Consider the following 14,370-nt stretch of genomic DNA (forward strand, 5'->3'; position numbering starts at 1 on the left):
GGTTGTTTTGCCGCCGCATCGCGGCGGCAAAACAACCTCTTCGGGGTTTTAGTGCAAGGTGCAAGATGTGAGATACACAGACTTGATATTACGCTGCTGTTTGGTGGCAATGAGCTGCTTCTGGACTGACTTCATGGTTTCATCGTCGGGATCGTGAAAATAGGGTTCTTGCGATAAGTCGTAGGTATTGAGAGCATAGGCTTCAAGTGCGATCGCATCTTCGACAATTGGACGCAAGTGCGATCGCACTTGCTCTTTATCCTTTGGATTCGCGCTGAGCTATTATTCCTGGCCATCCTCTTCGAGTAGCCCATGTTTTCTGGCATACCGAGCATAGAAACGAGTTAAAGGTGTAGCGCTTAAACTATGAGCCACAATTGAGGCGCAAACCATGAATGAGACGATACCCCAAACCTCTTCTAAACCAGTCCGGCGTAGACAAAGCCCAGCATAGAAAATCGCTGCGACGCCAATTGGCCCAAACCATCCGACAAATGCAGCTTCTTGAATTTTTTTAAGAGGTGGAATTTGACGATAGAGCAAGAGCAACGCTGGTAAACGGCGTAGCAACAGCACGGCAACGATCAGCAGCAAACTTTGCCAACCGAAGGCGAGCCATAGATTCCAGGGCAGCATTAGACCCAACAGCACAAAAATCGGTAGGGTAAAGAAGCGGTTGATTGCTTCCTGCACATTATCTTCTTCTGAACGCTGGTTACCTCCAATCACATTGCCAAAGGCCAGTCCGGCCACAAATACGGCCAATACACCATCGGTGCCTAACAGTTTGGCGGCTCCTAAGACCGTGATGGAAAGAGCAAGGCTAAAGCCAATGAATGATGTATTTTCAATGGTTTTATTTTGTTCGGCCCACTTTAAGAAATGACCAGCGGCAAAACCTGCAATGAATCCAAACAGGACGGAACCTCCTACTTCTGCAATCACTACTGTCGTTAACCAGTGGGGCAAAACGCTGCTCAAGGTCGCGGATTCTGCGCTTTCAGCAGCTCTACTCACAATCAGGATGCACAGCAGGACAAAAGGATAGGCCAACCCGTCATTGCTGCCTGACTCGGTTGAAATAAGATGGCGCATGCGGGCGGGAAGGTCATCCTTTGCCACTCCTCCCGTCACAATTGAGGTCGAAACGACCGGGTCTGTCGGAGTGATTGCGGCACCAATCATCATCGATTCCCAAAACGGAAACCCCATAATCAGGTAGACCAGTAGACCACTGGCTATCCACATCAGCGGCATAACTAAACCCAGAAGTACAGCTAAAGCCTTCCAGTGTTGGCGACCATAGTGTTGAGGCAGACGGAGTGCGATACCCATCAGCCCAATGGCCATTGTTAAACGGGCAGCCTGTTCTAGAATATGTTCTCTCGATAGCCCCCACTGCATCGGATCGATCCAGTTGAGGAGCAGTGGCCCTAGCAAGATTCCGAGTGCCAATGCCGTCAATGGATCAGACGTCCACCAGTTACGGCGGAAGTAGTCAGAGACCAGACCAAGTATAAGAACAATGCCGCCGATCGCTGTGAGTGCAATGTTAAATTGGGTCACGGTTCTTCACTGAAAGCTGCTGCAAATTCTGCCTCAGGATATAAGCCTCAGCGATTTCTTACCTCTGCCATAAGGATCTACATCAAGCCTATGTGTCATTACACCTAAACCAAATCCAGGTTGAAAAGTGGAGTTTCCCGCAGGGAAACTCCACTTTCAACCCTGCTGGGGTTTAATACCTAATTTCCTAGCGCCTAAAACCTATTCTGAGTACTGCCAGGCGGCAACACTGGCTGCTTTTGCCTCACTTGCGATCACAATGCCAGAAGTGACCACAGCTTTCCGTACCCTAACTGGGGAATCCTAGTCCATCTCGCTTTTGGACTGAGAAAAATCCAAGACATCGGGAATCTGCTCGGGGTCTTTAAATGGTTTTGAATCCTGAGTTTGAGCGCTAGCCGCTGGATTGATCGGCGAGTCAGTTGGAGGCAGAGTGTTCGCTTTCTGCAGGACTTGGTTGATTTGCTCGACCTCATCCAGTGTTTGTTCTGGATTGTCGATACTGCTTTTTTCGACGTAGTTAATTTTCAGTTCTTCCAGCAGGTCAATTAACAGCGTTTCAAGTTCTTTCTGCGTTTGTTTTTCCTGAAGCTGCTGCTTCAACGCTTGCCGAAAGTCTTGGCTGAGCTGCTCCATCAGCATGCGGCCTTCCTGGTCAGAATAAGCATTTTTCAGGACATCATAGGTGCCTTGGGCCAGATACTCGGCTAGCTGCTCAATGGTTTCGTTGGGCAAATTGCCTATGCCAGGAAACTGCTGCACCGCGCCGTAAAAGTCTGACTGGGTAATGACTTCCGTTAAACTGTGGTGCAACAAGGCTTCCAAGTCCGGTTGAACTTCTGGCAAAACTCGGTAAATTGACAGTTGAATCAGCCGATCGGTAATGGCGTCGATTTTATTAATATTGCTGACCTGCCGATATTGACTGGGTTCAAACAAGAATCGTGCCGCATCTCCTTGTTCAATAGAAGTCTGCGCCTGGTTAACGAGTCGCACCATGAGAAACTTGCTCACCCGATCGGCAACGTAGGAGACGGGTTCGTGGGTCACTTGAGCCAGCACCCGCTCCATATTGAAGAGTCTGGACTGATGGAGCCGTACTGAAACGGGTAAGACCCGCAGCCAGCGCCAATACGGCAGGAAGAAAATCAGGTCATACCAGCGGCGTAAAATAGCATCACCCCAGCTCACTTGAGGCTGACGATAGCTGCTGATTAGAGTGCGTCCTAGTAGATCAACGGCAAACAGCGCCATGAACCAGAGATCAATCTGCCAAAACCGATCAGCGAATCGTCCCGTTTCGTCCAACATTCGCAGATAGTTGTGCTCCAGCATGGGGCGAATGGCGCGATCAAAGTAAGTCAGTTCGCTTTGCCAACCTGCTCGATTCAGATAGTCCCAACTCCAGAATTTCAGCAGTGCTTGCTTCGCTGAGATTTCACCTACGTGGGACTGGATGCGCTGTTTGAGCTTAGCGTACGCACCAAACTGATTGGCTCCAAAAAAGGGATTTTCTTCTACTAACTCGATGCTTTGGGCCTGCAGATTACTAAGAATGGGCGCAATCTCCGCTGGTTGAGGCGCAAGTTGTAGAGATTGCATGTTTCCCACTTCATGATTTGGATTAACCGTTTCAACTAGCTGATCAACAGTCGCCAAATAAAGCTGTGTATCCGGATGCAGTTCGATGCCCTTGATGGGATCGTAGGCATCTACGACTGCGGGTGTGTACTCAAAATAAAGCGATCGCAGCGGAATATAGCTGATATTGAACAGCACCAAAACGAGCTGAATGACAGCAATAAGCGCGACAAGCTTGCTCCAAACTTGGCCAATGCGCTGCCACACGGTAGGTTGACTGGCAGAATGAGACGTACTGCGGTAAGTAGGAGTTGAAGAAGTCGAAGACTGCATGCGATCGCGAATGGACAACCAGATGAGCAAGGTGCTCAAAAACTAGCTGCGATTCTATCGCTGCCGTTCCAAGAATACACGTATCTTAGGACTGAACTTGGCGACGGTTTGCTATCTGGAAACCTCTCACTGTTGATCTGCTTGTGTTAAAAACCTTCTCTCGCGCGATTGACGCATTTTCCCAGTGTCCCAACTAATGTATAGGCAGATTCTGACGTGAAATGACAAGGCTAGATTCAAACAATGATGAAATATCGCACAACGATTGGCTGGTCACTGCTAACCTCTGGAATGGTGACGCTCCTACTCAAAATTCTGCCCGGTGATTCATTATGGTGGGGAATTTTATTCTTAATCCTTGGTAGTGCTGTGCTTTTTGTACGCAAAAGCGATCAAGTCCCCAATCCTTAATATAGGATATGAGCGAAAGGCTAACAGTTGATATACATTCGTATAGGTAGCCCATTTGCCACTGTGACTGCACACCTTCGCGATCAGGCTGGATCGGCCTGTATTCTGACATCTCGCACCGAAACCTGAAGAAATTGTTTTGTCGTCAGTTCTGGCGGCAAAACAGTTTTCCCAGGTTCTTGAGTTTGCAATTTAGTATATGAGTTTCTAGTTTTTAGTTTCTATTACGCTGTTGTTGTTGGATTTTACTTGATTGATTATTCATCGCGTTGGATATTATTGGCTTGTTTTTCTAGCATTCATTCTAGGTCGCTATTTCCTCGTCGCTGGCGGGGCATTTTGGTTGTTTTATGTTTCTGACAAAATGCCTTTGCTCAAACGTATCGCCGTACCAAAACCAAAGTGGAAACTCATTCGCCAAGATATTAGCTTATCCGTAACATCTGCTTTTCTATTTGCGCTTTTATCGGCTCTAATTATGAGCATTTATAACGCTGGTGGCACTCGTATCTATAGCTCCATTGATACCTACGGCTGGTGGTACATGGGGTTCAGTTTTTGTGCCGTTTTAATTTTACAGGACACTTATTTTTATTTTACTCATCGGCTGCTGCATCATCCTCGCCTATTCAAATGGATGCACTATGGGCATCATCGTTCCCGCGTACCAACTCCTTGGACATCATTTGCGTTTGAACCCAGTGAGGCAATGATTCACGGCATCTTTTTTGTCAGTTTGGTGTTTTTCATCCCGCTCCATTTTGCGACTCTGATTGCGGCATTTGTCACAATGACGATCTGGGCAATGATCACTCATTTAGGCTTTGAATTGGTTCCACCCCACTTTTCAGTAGCTGGATTACAAAAAGGACTGATTGGCCCAGTGCATCACGCTATTCATCACCGTCGGTATCAAACGCATTTTGGGTTGTATTTCACCTTTTGGGATTGCGTACTGGGCACAACCGATCCCGCATACATTGAAAAATATGTGAACAAATAGCGCCAGTTATTGAACTTTGCCAAATCTGCGATCGCGGTTTTGAAATGCTGTCAGTGCCTTTTGAAATTCGCTGCGATCAAAGTCAGGCCAGAGGGCATCGGTCACATAAATTTCGGCGTAGGCCATTTGCCATAGGAGAAAGTTGCTCAAGCGCATTTCGCCACTGGTGCGAATCAGCAAGTCGGGATCGGGCAAATTGGCGGTATAAAGCTGCTGAGCGAATAGGTCATCATTAATTGCGCTGGGATCAAGCTGGCCTTGCTGTACCTGAGTTGCGATATCGCGGCAGGCTTTGATGATTTCGGCCCGTCCGCCGTAGTTCATCGCAACCGTAAACTGTACGGCGTTGTTGTTGGCAGTAGCCAACATCGCTCGCTGAGCTTCCACCTGAAGCTGTTCCGGCAGGCTGGAGATATCACCCGCAAACGAAATGCGAACGCCTTCCTCATTCATCTCCTGGAGTTCTTTCCGCAGCAGCCGTTCGAACAGCCCCATTAGAAAACTGACTTCTTCCAGCGGTCGCCGCCAGTTTTCGGTCGAAAATGCATACACCGTCAAGGCTGGGATGCCCCAGTCCTTGCAGCAGCGCAGCAAATCCTTCAGTGTGTTAGCTCCCTGGCGATGCCCAGCGATGCGGGGCAGTCCTCGCTGCTGCGCCCAGCGACCATTGCCGTCCATAATCACCGCGACGTGCTGCGGCAACCGCTGGCGATCAAGTTCGGCGGGCAGTTTAACTAAGAGCTTGGCAGTCATCGGTGATTCTCCCGAAAGCAACGAAAAAAACAGGTTTGTGAAACCATTTGGCGGTAGCGCTTCTATTAAAGGTGCCCATTTTGCCCCGCTTAAGCGCAAGACCGAAATGCAGGATTTTGGCAAAACTTTAAGTTCTGTGTCTGGATTTTACGGTTGGTGTTAAGGGGGAGGGCTGGTAGGAGAGTAGATGGGTAGGAGAGTAGATGGGTAGGAGAGTAGATGGGTGGATGGGTTGTTGCGAAAAGTGCATGATCGTAAGGTTCATTCGCGCAGCAATGCACCACGCCGGGAGGACTGTAAAGATCTAGCTGTCGCCAAACAGCGATCGCAACTCCTCCACCCGCATTGCCCTCTGCCATTGGCGTACCCGATTCAGCACCCAAATGAATGTCAGCGCTAGCTCTAGCTTGTGTTGTAGCTTCCAGTCGTGCCAGTGAAGAGTTCCCATCATCCGCTGGACGGTGCGATAAAGTTTCAGCAGGGACAGCGTTTTTTGCTGGCCGTAGCGGGTATCGACGATGCGATTGCCGAGGAGACGCCAGCAGCGCTGCCAGAACGATTCGGGGTAGAGCCAGAGGCCGAATCCCCAGAATTTGGTCATGTGGTTGACTTCGTCGATTAGGATTTCGGTCAGGAGCTGATGTGTTGCGCCCGTGGTGTGCGCCATCAGCCACAGGTAAAGGCAGACGGCACTGTATTCCGTGGCGATGCGATGTAGACCGTGACCATAGAGATCATCGGCAGGATGCTCGGATGGCTCATAGGATTTGGGTTGGCGGAGATTGGCTACGATTTTTTCGCCTTTAAGCTGATAGTAAAGTTTGGCCAGGGCTGGGCTATGCTGCCGCTCTTCTCTTTCCCACAGTCCTAGTTCTATTAAGTCGCCTTGCTCGTTGACTGTACCGCCTACAAAGCGGGCCATTTTGGGATGTAGCGGTTCTAGATACTGCCGACTGGTTTGGGTATAGCCGCGAATCGGCGCTTCGGTGTCCATCGCGCCCACGATGACGTTGAGGAACAGATCCAGGTCAATGCCAATTACCTGACTGGGATGAATCTCATCCCAGCGAGTTGGTTGCCAAGGGCGCGGTTGAGGGTCGGCAAACTGTCGCGGTAGATCGGCCAAGCGATCGCATAAAACATCAAGGCTGACGTAGTGGTCAATGTGCGATCGCAGTTTGGCGCAGGTCTGTCGAAACGAAGTTGGTTGCTCGGCTTGCTTTTCAGTTTGGTCAGAGTCTTGAACAGGAACTTGAATAGAATTAATCGATAGAAAATTCATCAATACTGCACTCCTTATAAAAAGGGGCATGGTGTGCCATGCCCGGTGCATTCAGGTGTTTTCGTTCATCCCCAACTTACGCAATTCGGCTCGTGGTGTCAGTCGGTTTGGGTCGGAGGGTTGCCGTTTTCTAAACGTTGGCAGAACGTCGGAAAAGGTCGGATTCAGCCGCTAACGTCGGGACAAGTTAGTGATCATGAGTTAAACTTGGTGCAATTTAGGTTAGGTATCCGAATTTGCGAGCGTTGACCCTGTAGTTCTCTGAAGCCAACATCCACAGTCGTTTTTCATGGGATGGATACTGATTCTGCACTAGCGCTGGTTGATGCTCTGGTGTTTGAAAGCACTGGAGAGCACCTCAACGATTTGAAAGCTGCCATTTTCCAGCGGGTATGGCAGGGGCAGAAGTATTTAGATATTGCCGCAGACTGTGGCTACACCGAAGGCCACGTCAAGGATATCGGCTCCATCCTGTGGCGACAGCTCTCTGAGGCGTTGGGTGAGAAGGTCACAAAACGCAACTGCCGCTCGGTCTTAAAACGCTACAAATCAGCCCTCAAGCAGCGGCTGGGTCAAGCGAAACGAGTTACGTCTCAGGCCATCCTGCCGATTACTTCGGGCGCTAAATCTTCACTGATACTGTTACCAATTGCCTCAACGGCTTCAGCAGATATTGTGAAAAGTACCGTTAATCGAGGTTTTGTGGGGCGGGAAACTGCGATCGCAGATCTCCGTCAGCTGGTCAGCCAGGGAGCTAAACTGATTGTCATTCAAGGTGAAGGTGGTCTAGGCAAGACAACGTTAGCGCAGCAGTTTTTACAGGCACAGTCGTTTGACCGAGTGCTGGAAGTACTGATGGCCAAGGAAACTGACGGTATCACCTCTGCTCATCGGGTGGTGGAAGAATGGCTGCGACAGGATTTTGATGAAGAACCAGGACAGGAGTTTGGCGTTACCCTCAGTCGGCTCAAGCGCCAGCTTCAGCAGCAGCGAGTCGGCATCCTAATTGATAACCTCGAACCGGCACTGGATGCTAATGGCTGCTTTGTACCGCAGCATCGCGGCTACGCTGAACTGCTGAGGATTCTGGCCGATCCGCAAGTGCAGGCGGTGACGTTGATTACCAGTCGCGATCGCATTTGTGAATCGGGCGTTGATCTACATCACTATCGTTTGCCGGGACTGGATTTGAGCGCTTGGCAACAGTATTTTCAATACCCTTCAGTACCTTCCGGTGAAGCAGGAAGCGTTCTTGCCGCTATGCACGAAGCTTATGCGGGAAATGCGAAGGCAATGGGTGTGCTGTATGGCTTGATTCAAGAGGATTTTGCAGGTGACATTGCGGCTTACTGGCAGGAGTATCAGGGCAGTCCGTTAGCCCATACGACGTTGCAGAACTTGGTATCTAGCCAAATTGAGCGGCTCCTGTTTCTTGATCCAGCGGCTTATCAGCTCCTCTGTCGGCTAGGCTGCTACCGCTATCAAGAAACGCCGACTGTGCCTACGGCTGGGTTGAAGGCATTAATGTGGGATGTCGATTTGCAGCAACAGCCGCGAGTGATTCAATCCTTACGCAATCGCTCGTTGATTGAGTGCTACAAAGGCCAATACTGGCTGCATCCGGCGATTCGCGCAGCAGCAGTTACGCAATTACGTGACGGTGCTGATTACGAAGCAGCCCATCGTCAATCCGCCACATTTTGGAGCCAATCGGTGCAGCGCATTCAGTCGGTACCGGATGCGCTGCAAGCACTGGAAGCCTATTACCATCATGTTGCGATTCAGGATTTTGAAGCAGCAGCAACCGTCTTACTCCGCAGTCGCTTGAATCAGTGGCAGCAGTTCTTGCCGCTGGGCAGTACCCTTTATCGCATGGGCTTTCTGCATCCCGTGGTGGATGCCATTGAGCAGGTTTTACCCCATTTGCAAGCGACGCCGAATCAGGCAGAACTCTGCAATATTCTAGGCGATTTGTACTGGATTACAGGCCGCATTACCGCAGCGATTCAGCAACAGCAACATGCGATCGCAACGGCTAAAACCTGTCTGCAAGATGCCGCCAATGATCATCAGATTTACTACTTAACGATGATAGCTGTGGACTCGCAGCTCAGTATTGGTCTATATTGCGTCGATCGATGGGACTTGGCAACTGCGCAGCAGTATTTTCAAGCGGTGATCGAGCAGGCAACTTGTACACCTCATCATCCCTGGGCTGAAAAAGCATCGGTTTGCCTTGCCCTGGTTTATGCATATCAACAGCAGTTTGAGCGGGCGAAACCATTAGCTGATGAAGTTTATAGCCGAATTGCTAGCAACCCAATAACAGACTACAGTGGGCGCTTTGCCTACTTCATCCAGATGCTGGCCCAGGTTTACAGTTATTTAGGCAAATATAACCAGGCTCAAGAACTGTACGACAGCGCGATCGCAGCCGCCACTGAAAGTCACTATCTCCAGGTCAGAGGCCAAGCTCTGAATGGATTAGCGGTGCTGCATCGTCTTCAGAGAAATTGCGATCGCGCCTTAGCCCATCATGCCGAGGCGGTTGAAATCTTGGAACTGATCGATGCTAAGTGTGATTTGGCAAATGCGCTGTTTCAACAAGGGATTACCTATCAGGCACAGGCAAATCCCTCACAAGCACAGCAGAATTTTGCCCGTGCCATCCAGCTTTTCCGCGCAATTGATGCCCCGAATCAAGTGCAGCGGGTGCAGAATCAGTTCAGTTGTCATACCAGTTCCCTAAACTGCGGCGGCGAGTTAAGCCTCCTGCCCCTTTGCCCCCTTGCCCCAACGCTCACAGCATTTGAGCTGACATGATTAAAACTGCGGTTCTGGCGGCGGTTGCTCAACTGGAGTTTGAAAAATCGGCGGCATAGTTTCCGGTTCTGCTTGCTTGGTTGTAACTCGCACCGAAAGGGCATGATTCCATAGCGCCAAAAACTGCTTGAGATGATAGGGCAGCGGTTTCTTGCAGGTTGTGGGATCAAAATTTTCCAAATCGTAGAGATGCAGTCGTTCCAGAACGGCAACTGTTTTCGGCTCCAGCAGATTCGCCTTGTAGTCGCCATTGGGACTGATATCCGAAAAACAGTAGAGCTGATAGTAGTTGTCGCCGCTCAGATCGCGGGTTTGGATTAGCACATATACATCGGCAGGGCGCACGGGAAAGCCAACGTCTAGCGCCACCTGCTTTTGGGCCGAGAGGCAGGGCACCCGCGCGGTGCTGCGCACGCCGTAGTAACCCACCGGATCGGCCTGTAGCGGATACTTGCGGTGGCGGGGCTGCACGTGGAGCCGCATAAATGTTGCGATGTCCAAACGCTCTTCCACATAGGCCGCTAAACCGCTGATGTGCATATCGTAGGCGGGCACGTTGCCGACGTTGTAGAGAAAAAGCTGTACCTGCTGATTCGTCTCGTCCCACTGCAAATCACAGTAAAGATGGGGCACCGTAGAGAGCCGGAGCTGTCGCGCCATGAGGTCTCGGTGGTGGATAACATCCTGCTGATTCTTTTGCAGCAGTTGATAAACGAGCCACACTAAACCGCCAATGACGACGATTAGGACGAGGTTACAAATTAACAGCAGCGTTTCCATTGGATGGATTTGGTTAGTGAATTTGGATAGAGTAAAGCTATCTGCAACTGACTCATAACCGCTCAAACCGGAATTCAGCCATGCAATCATCAACTTCTACAACGTCTATCGGTGGTTTACAGACTGGCAAACTCCGAGGCGTTCATCATATCGCGCTCAATGTGAAAAATCTTGCCGCCTCTCGGCAGTTTTATGGCGAAGTGTTGGGATTGCATGAGTTGACGGGTGATGAGGTGCCGTCTACCTTGCGATCGCAAGTTGAAGCGGGCCAAATCGCCAATTTTGCCTTGCCGGACGGCACGGTGCTGGACTTATTCTACGAACCAGATCTATCGCCACCCAATCCCGATCCGAAGCAGCAGTTTACCCGCGCCAATCATCTGGCGTTTGATATTGATCCTGCCGATTTCGATGCGGCGGTTGAGGTACTGCACCAGCATCAGGTGTTGATTGACCACGGCCCCACGACTCGCCCCACGGGACGCGGCATTTATTTTTACGATCCAGATGGGTTCCTGGTGGAAATTCGCTGTGATCCGGCTTGATTGTTTGCTAATCCACTGCCAAATTTGGCGATTTGCGGCAAGGTAGAAAAAGCTTTATACCGCAATATTCTCCCCAAAAACTCTATGTGTCGGCTTTTAGGCTACATTGGCCCCCCCATTCAACTGGACTCACTCCTGTCTGAACCCAGTCACTCCCTGATCGTGCAAAGCTATCAGCCACGAGAAATGCAAACCGCTATTCTCAATGCCGATGGCTTTGGTATTGGCTGGTATCATCCGCAGCGACAAACCGCGCCGTTTACCTATCGGCAGACAGTGCCGATTTGGAACGACACTAATTTGCCCCACCTCAGCCGCTATATCGAATCGAGCCGCATCCTAGCCTATGTGCGTAGCGCCACGCCGGGACTGGCGGTGGATTTGAGCAACTGTCAGCCGTTCCAGCACGAACAGCTTCTGTTCATCCACAACGGTTTCATTGAAAACTTTCGCCAAACCGTGTATCGACCAATCCGCGATCGCTTATCGGACACTGCCTATCACGCCATTCATGGCTTGACCGACTCCGAGCATTTATTTGGCTTATTTGTCGATGCGATTTCAACTCAGCCCAATCTTTCCCTCGCTGCTGCCCTGTGCCAAACCTTAACCACAGCCGCTCAGCTAGCTCAAAAGTACAACGTTCGCGCCGCGTTAAATCTAATGGTCAGCGATGGCGAACAAATTGTTGCCTCCCGCTTTGACACCAGCGGCAGCGATCCCAGCCTCTACTACCTTCGCGACGATCCCCAGTTTCCCAATGCCATCCTGATTGCCTCCGAACCCCTATCAGAAGGCCAATGGACACCCTGTCCAAAATCTAGCATTCTAAGCGTTGGTGCCGATTTAGACATAACCTACGATGACCTCTCCGATCTCCAACTCCAGCCCTCAACCCTTTCCTAACCGCCCCTCCTCCAATCTCACCCCCCGCACTCCTCACTCTTCCTCCCCCACTCTCCCACTCATCTCCCCTCCCACTCATCTCCCCCCGCACTCCTCACTCCTCACCCGAGAAACCCTCCGCACCGCCATGATTCAGTGTCGAAAAGCAACTCTGGCTTTATTCGACAACATGAGCCGCGACGCGTTCTGCTGCCACGCTCATCCCGACTTCAGCCCCGTCGGTTGGCATCTCGGCCACATCGCCTACACCGAATCGCTCTGGATTCTTCAGCACCTCGCCAAGCGTCCTCCCATTTACACCGAATATCATCGCCTGTTTGCTCAAGATGGTTTACCTAAAAACGAACGGGTTAATCTACCGTTGCTCGATCAGGTGAAAGCTTACTTAGAAGATGTGCGATCGCAAGTTTTCCAATACCTAGAAATAGCACCACTAGAGGAACAATCCCGACTCTGGTACTGGCTCTTGCAGCACGAATGCCAGCATGTGGAGACGATGGCGATAGTGTTGGCGATGCAGGAAAGAGGCGAGGGGAGGGAAGTATCAGGAGCAGAAGAACGTGCACGTTCTGCTCCTGATACTTCCCTCTCTGCTGATGCAATGGTGTATGTTCCTGCTGGCGAGTTCACGATGGGGAACGAAAGTGCGATCGCAGCTATCGACAACGAGCGTCCGGTGCAGCGGGTATGGCTGGAAGATTACTGGATTGATCGCTATCCGGTGACTTGTGGGCAGTATCGGCAATTTATGGAGACGGGTGGCTATGATGATCCGCGATGGTGGAGTGAAGCTGGCTGGCAGTGGCGGCAACGGGCGCAGGTGACGCAGCCGCTTTATTGGACGGGTGAGCCAGGAGAGGATCTGCATCCGGTATATGGCGTGAGTGCTTACGAGGCGGAAGCCTATGCGCGATTTGTCGGGAAGCGGTTGCCGACGGAGGTGGAGTGGGAAAAAGCCGCGAGCTGGAATCCGGAAACTCAGCAGGCTCAAATTTATCCTTGGGGGACAGAGTTGCTCACTGGCTCGCCGTCAGACGCCGAATTTTGCAACCATTGTCATCACGTTGGCTGGACAACGCCCGTCACGGCTTATCCGTTGAACCGAAGCCCATTGGGCTGTTGCGACATGTTGGGCAACGTTTGGGAGTGGACAAGTACTCTATTTGACAGCTATGCCGGATTTGAGCCTTATCCCTATGCGGGCTATTCCAGCGCTTATTTTGATCGAGAACACTGGGTGCTGCGGGGCGGCAGTTGGGCGACGCGGCCTTGGGCACTCCGCAACAGTTTTCGGAATTGGTACTATCCGCACATGCAGCAGATGTTTGCGGGTTTTCGATGCGTTCAGGTGGGTACTATCTAAAATAGATATCGGAACATAATCGACTCATTTTGAATCACCGTATAGCAAGCTGTTCGAACAGCCTTTGAACTGGTGCATACTATATCGTTGTTCATTCACCGCCTAGATACCTGACAGATACCTGACACAAATGGACAAACCTCTGATTCAGCCGATTTTTAATCAAGCTTCCCGCTGGTCAACCGCGACATTGGTACTGTTGCTGACTAGCGTAGCTGGAACTGCCCAAGCTCAGCCTGCTCCTGCGTCGTTGCCCACATCTGTAACTCCTTCATCGGCAATACCAGCTGAATCAGAAGCTGCTGATCAGGCCGATCCATCTGAGAATGCATCAACTTTATCTTCATCTCCTGACCCGCTGGATCAACCATCTACACTGCCGCTATCGACTCTGCTGGCACCAGCGGAGGTGGAGCTGCCAAGTGATGAGCAGTCAACTTTACAAGCTGTTTTTGGTGAGCGGTTTCCTGATCTGCCGACGCTTGATCATCTGGATCAGCTACCTGATCCCATTGCCAAAATTGAACTGGTGATTCGGTTGCGCGATCGCAAAGTGTATGTGTACGAACGCGATCAGGTCAAAACCAGTTTTCCGATTGCGATCGGTCGTTCGGGTTGGGAAACGCCAACGGGAGAATATGAAATTCTGCAAATGATCAAAGACCCGTCCTGGCAGAATCCCTTTAACGGTACGGTGATTCCGGCTGGCCCCGACAATCCGCTGGGAACCCGCTGGATCGGCTTTTGGACGGATGGGCAAAACTACATCGGCTTCCACGGCACGCCCAATGAGAACAGCGTCGGCACAGCGGCGTCTCACGGCTGCATTCGTATGTATAACCGCGATGTGGTGCAGCTATTTGAAATGGTAGAAGTTGGCACAGTTGTGCGAGTTGAACCGTAAGCGATCTTTAATCCATTAGACTTTATCGGAAATTGTTTTGTAGCGCGGCGGAGCCGCGCTACAAAACAATTTCCAACTCTAAAAACTTTATTTCCAATAAAGTCTATTTAAGGCAGACAG

The 14,370-nt window shown here is 50.7% G+C and carries 12 protein-coding genes; 6 read left to right on the forward strand and 6 right to left on the reverse strand.

Annotated features, from left to right (window positions below; genetic code table 11):
- Positions 1-48: 48 nt before the first annotated feature.
- The 3 genes from AC286M_RS18815 to AC286M_RS18825 all read right to left on the reverse strand — a co-directional run bounded on the left by AC286M_RS18815 (position 49) and on the right by AC286M_RS18825 (position 3,510).
- Entirely contained in the window at positions 49-249 is a 201-nt protein-coding gene (locus AC286M_RS18815; protein ID WP_488205847.1) for a hypothetical protein, read from the reverse strand.
- Positions 250-282: 33 nt separating this feature from the next.
- A complete protein-coding gene (locus AC286M_RS18820) occupies positions 283-1,566 on the reverse strand; it encodes a cation:proton antiporter domain-containing protein (RefSeq protein ID WP_488205848.1) in 1,284 nt (427 codons plus the stop codon).
- Positions 1,567-1,869: 303 nt separating this feature from the next.
- Complete coding sequence (locus AC286M_RS18825; protein ID WP_488205849.1) at positions 1,870-3,510, reverse strand: DUF445 domain-containing protein; 1,641 nt, start codon at positions 3,508-3,510, stop codon at positions 1,870-1,872.
- 634 nt (positions 3,511-4,144) lie between these two features.
- On the opposite strand from AC286M_RS18825, the gene AC286M_RS18830 reads away from it, so the two are divergent.
- Positions 4,145-4,894 carry a sterol desaturase family protein gene (locus AC286M_RS18830; RefSeq protein ID WP_488205850.1) on the forward strand — a complete coding sequence of 250 codons (750 nt, stop codon included), beginning with the start codon at positions 4,145-4,147 and terminating at the stop codon, positions 4,892-4,894.
- A 6-nt stretch (positions 4,895-4,900) separates the two neighbouring features.
- On the opposite strand, the gene uppS is transcribed toward AC286M_RS18830, so the two are convergent.
- Positions 4,901-5,647 carry an undecaprenyl pyrophosphate synthase gene (gene uppS, locus AC286M_RS18835; protein WP_488205851.1) on the reverse strand — a complete coding sequence of 249 codons (747 nt, stop codon included), beginning with the start codon at positions 5,645-5,647 and terminating at the stop codon, positions 4,901-4,903.
- Between the two features lie 304 nt (positions 5,648-5,951).
- Positions 5,952-6,929 (reverse strand): ferritin-like domain-containing protein, encoded by a 978-nt coding sequence (locus AC286M_RS18840; protein WP_488205852.1) that lies wholly within the window; start codon positions 6,927-6,929, stop codon positions 5,952-5,954.
- A gap of 294 nt (positions 6,930-7,223) precedes the next feature.
- On the opposite strand from AC286M_RS18840, the gene AC286M_RS18845 reads away from it, so the two are divergent.
- A complete protein-coding gene (locus tag AC286M_RS18845) occupies positions 7,224-9,752 on the forward strand; it encodes a tetratricopeptide repeat protein (protein WP_488205853.1) in 2,529 nt (842 codons plus the stop codon).
- On the opposite strand, the gene AC286M_RS18850 is transcribed toward AC286M_RS18845, so the two are convergent.
- Positions 9,753-10,622: a hypothetical protein gene (locus AC286M_RS18850; protein WP_488205854.1), complete on the reverse strand. Its 870-nt coding sequence runs from the start codon at positions 10,620-10,622 to the stop codon at positions 9,753-9,755.
- Here AC286M_RS18850 and AC286M_RS18855 point away from each other — a divergent pair.
- The 4 genes from AC286M_RS18855 (at position 10,613) to AC286M_RS18870 (ending at position 14,250) form a co-directional block, all read left to right on the forward strand.
- Positions 10,613-11,077, forward strand: a complete 465-nt coding sequence (locus AC286M_RS18855) for a VOC family protein (RefSeq protein ID WP_488205855.1) — start codon at positions 10,613-10,615, stop codon at positions 11,075-11,077. The two genes, AC286M_RS18850 and AC286M_RS18855, sit on opposite strands and share 10 nt — an antisense overlap.
- 84 nt (positions 11,078-11,161) lie before the next feature.
- Positions 11,162-11,983 (forward strand): ergothioneine biosynthesis protein EgtC, encoded by an 822-nt coding sequence (gene egtC / locus AC286M_RS18860; protein ID WP_488205856.1) that lies wholly within the window; start codon positions 11,162-11,164, stop codon positions 11,981-11,983.
- Positions 11,984-12,110: 127 nt separating this feature from the next.
- Positions 12,111-13,346: an SUMF1/EgtB/PvdO family nonheme iron enzyme gene (locus AC286M_RS18865; RefSeq protein WP_488205857.1), complete on the forward strand. Its 1,236-nt coding sequence runs from the start codon at positions 12,111-12,113 to the stop codon at positions 13,344-13,346.
- 130 nt (positions 13,347-13,476) lie between these two features.
- Positions 13,477-14,250 carry a L,D-transpeptidase gene (locus AC286M_RS18870; RefSeq protein ID WP_488205858.1) on the forward strand — a complete coding sequence of 258 codons (774 nt, stop codon included), beginning with the start codon at positions 13,477-13,479 and terminating at the stop codon, positions 14,248-14,250.
- Positions 14,251-14,370: the final 120 nt, after the last annotated feature.

Source organism: Thainema salinarum CENA647 (genome assembly GCF_057732415.1).

Coding starts and splice junctions, on each gene's coding strand:
- uppS (WP_488205851.1), bottom strand. CDS start 5,647: ATGACTGCCAAGCTCTTAGTTAAACTGCCCGCCGAACTTGATCGCCAG.
- AC286M_RS18840 (WP_488205852.1), bottom strand. CDS start 6,929: ATGAATTTTCTATCGATTAATTCTATTCAAGTTCCTGTTCAAGACTCT.
- AC286M_RS18845 (WP_488205853.1), top strand. CDS start 7,224: ATGGATACTGATTCTGCACTAGCGCTGGTTGATGCTCTGGTGTTTGAA.
- AC286M_RS18855 (WP_488205855.1), top strand. CDS start 10,613: ATGCAATCATCAACTTCTACAACGTCTATCGGTGGTTTACAGACTGGC.
- AC286M_RS18850 (WP_488205854.1), bottom strand. CDS start 10,622: ATGATTGCATGGCTGAATTCCGGTTTGAGCGGTTATGAGTCAGTTGCA.
- egtC (WP_488205856.1), top strand. CDS start 11,162: ATGTGTCGGCTTTTAGGCTACATTGGCCCCCCCATTCAACTGGACTCA.
- AC286M_RS18865 (WP_488205857.1), top strand. CDS start 12,111: ATGATTCAGTGTCGAAAAGCAACTCTGGCTTTATTCGACAACATGAGC.
- AC286M_RS18870 (WP_488205858.1), top strand. CDS start 13,477: ATGGACAAACCTCTGATTCAGCCGATTTTTAATCAAGCTTCCCGCTGG.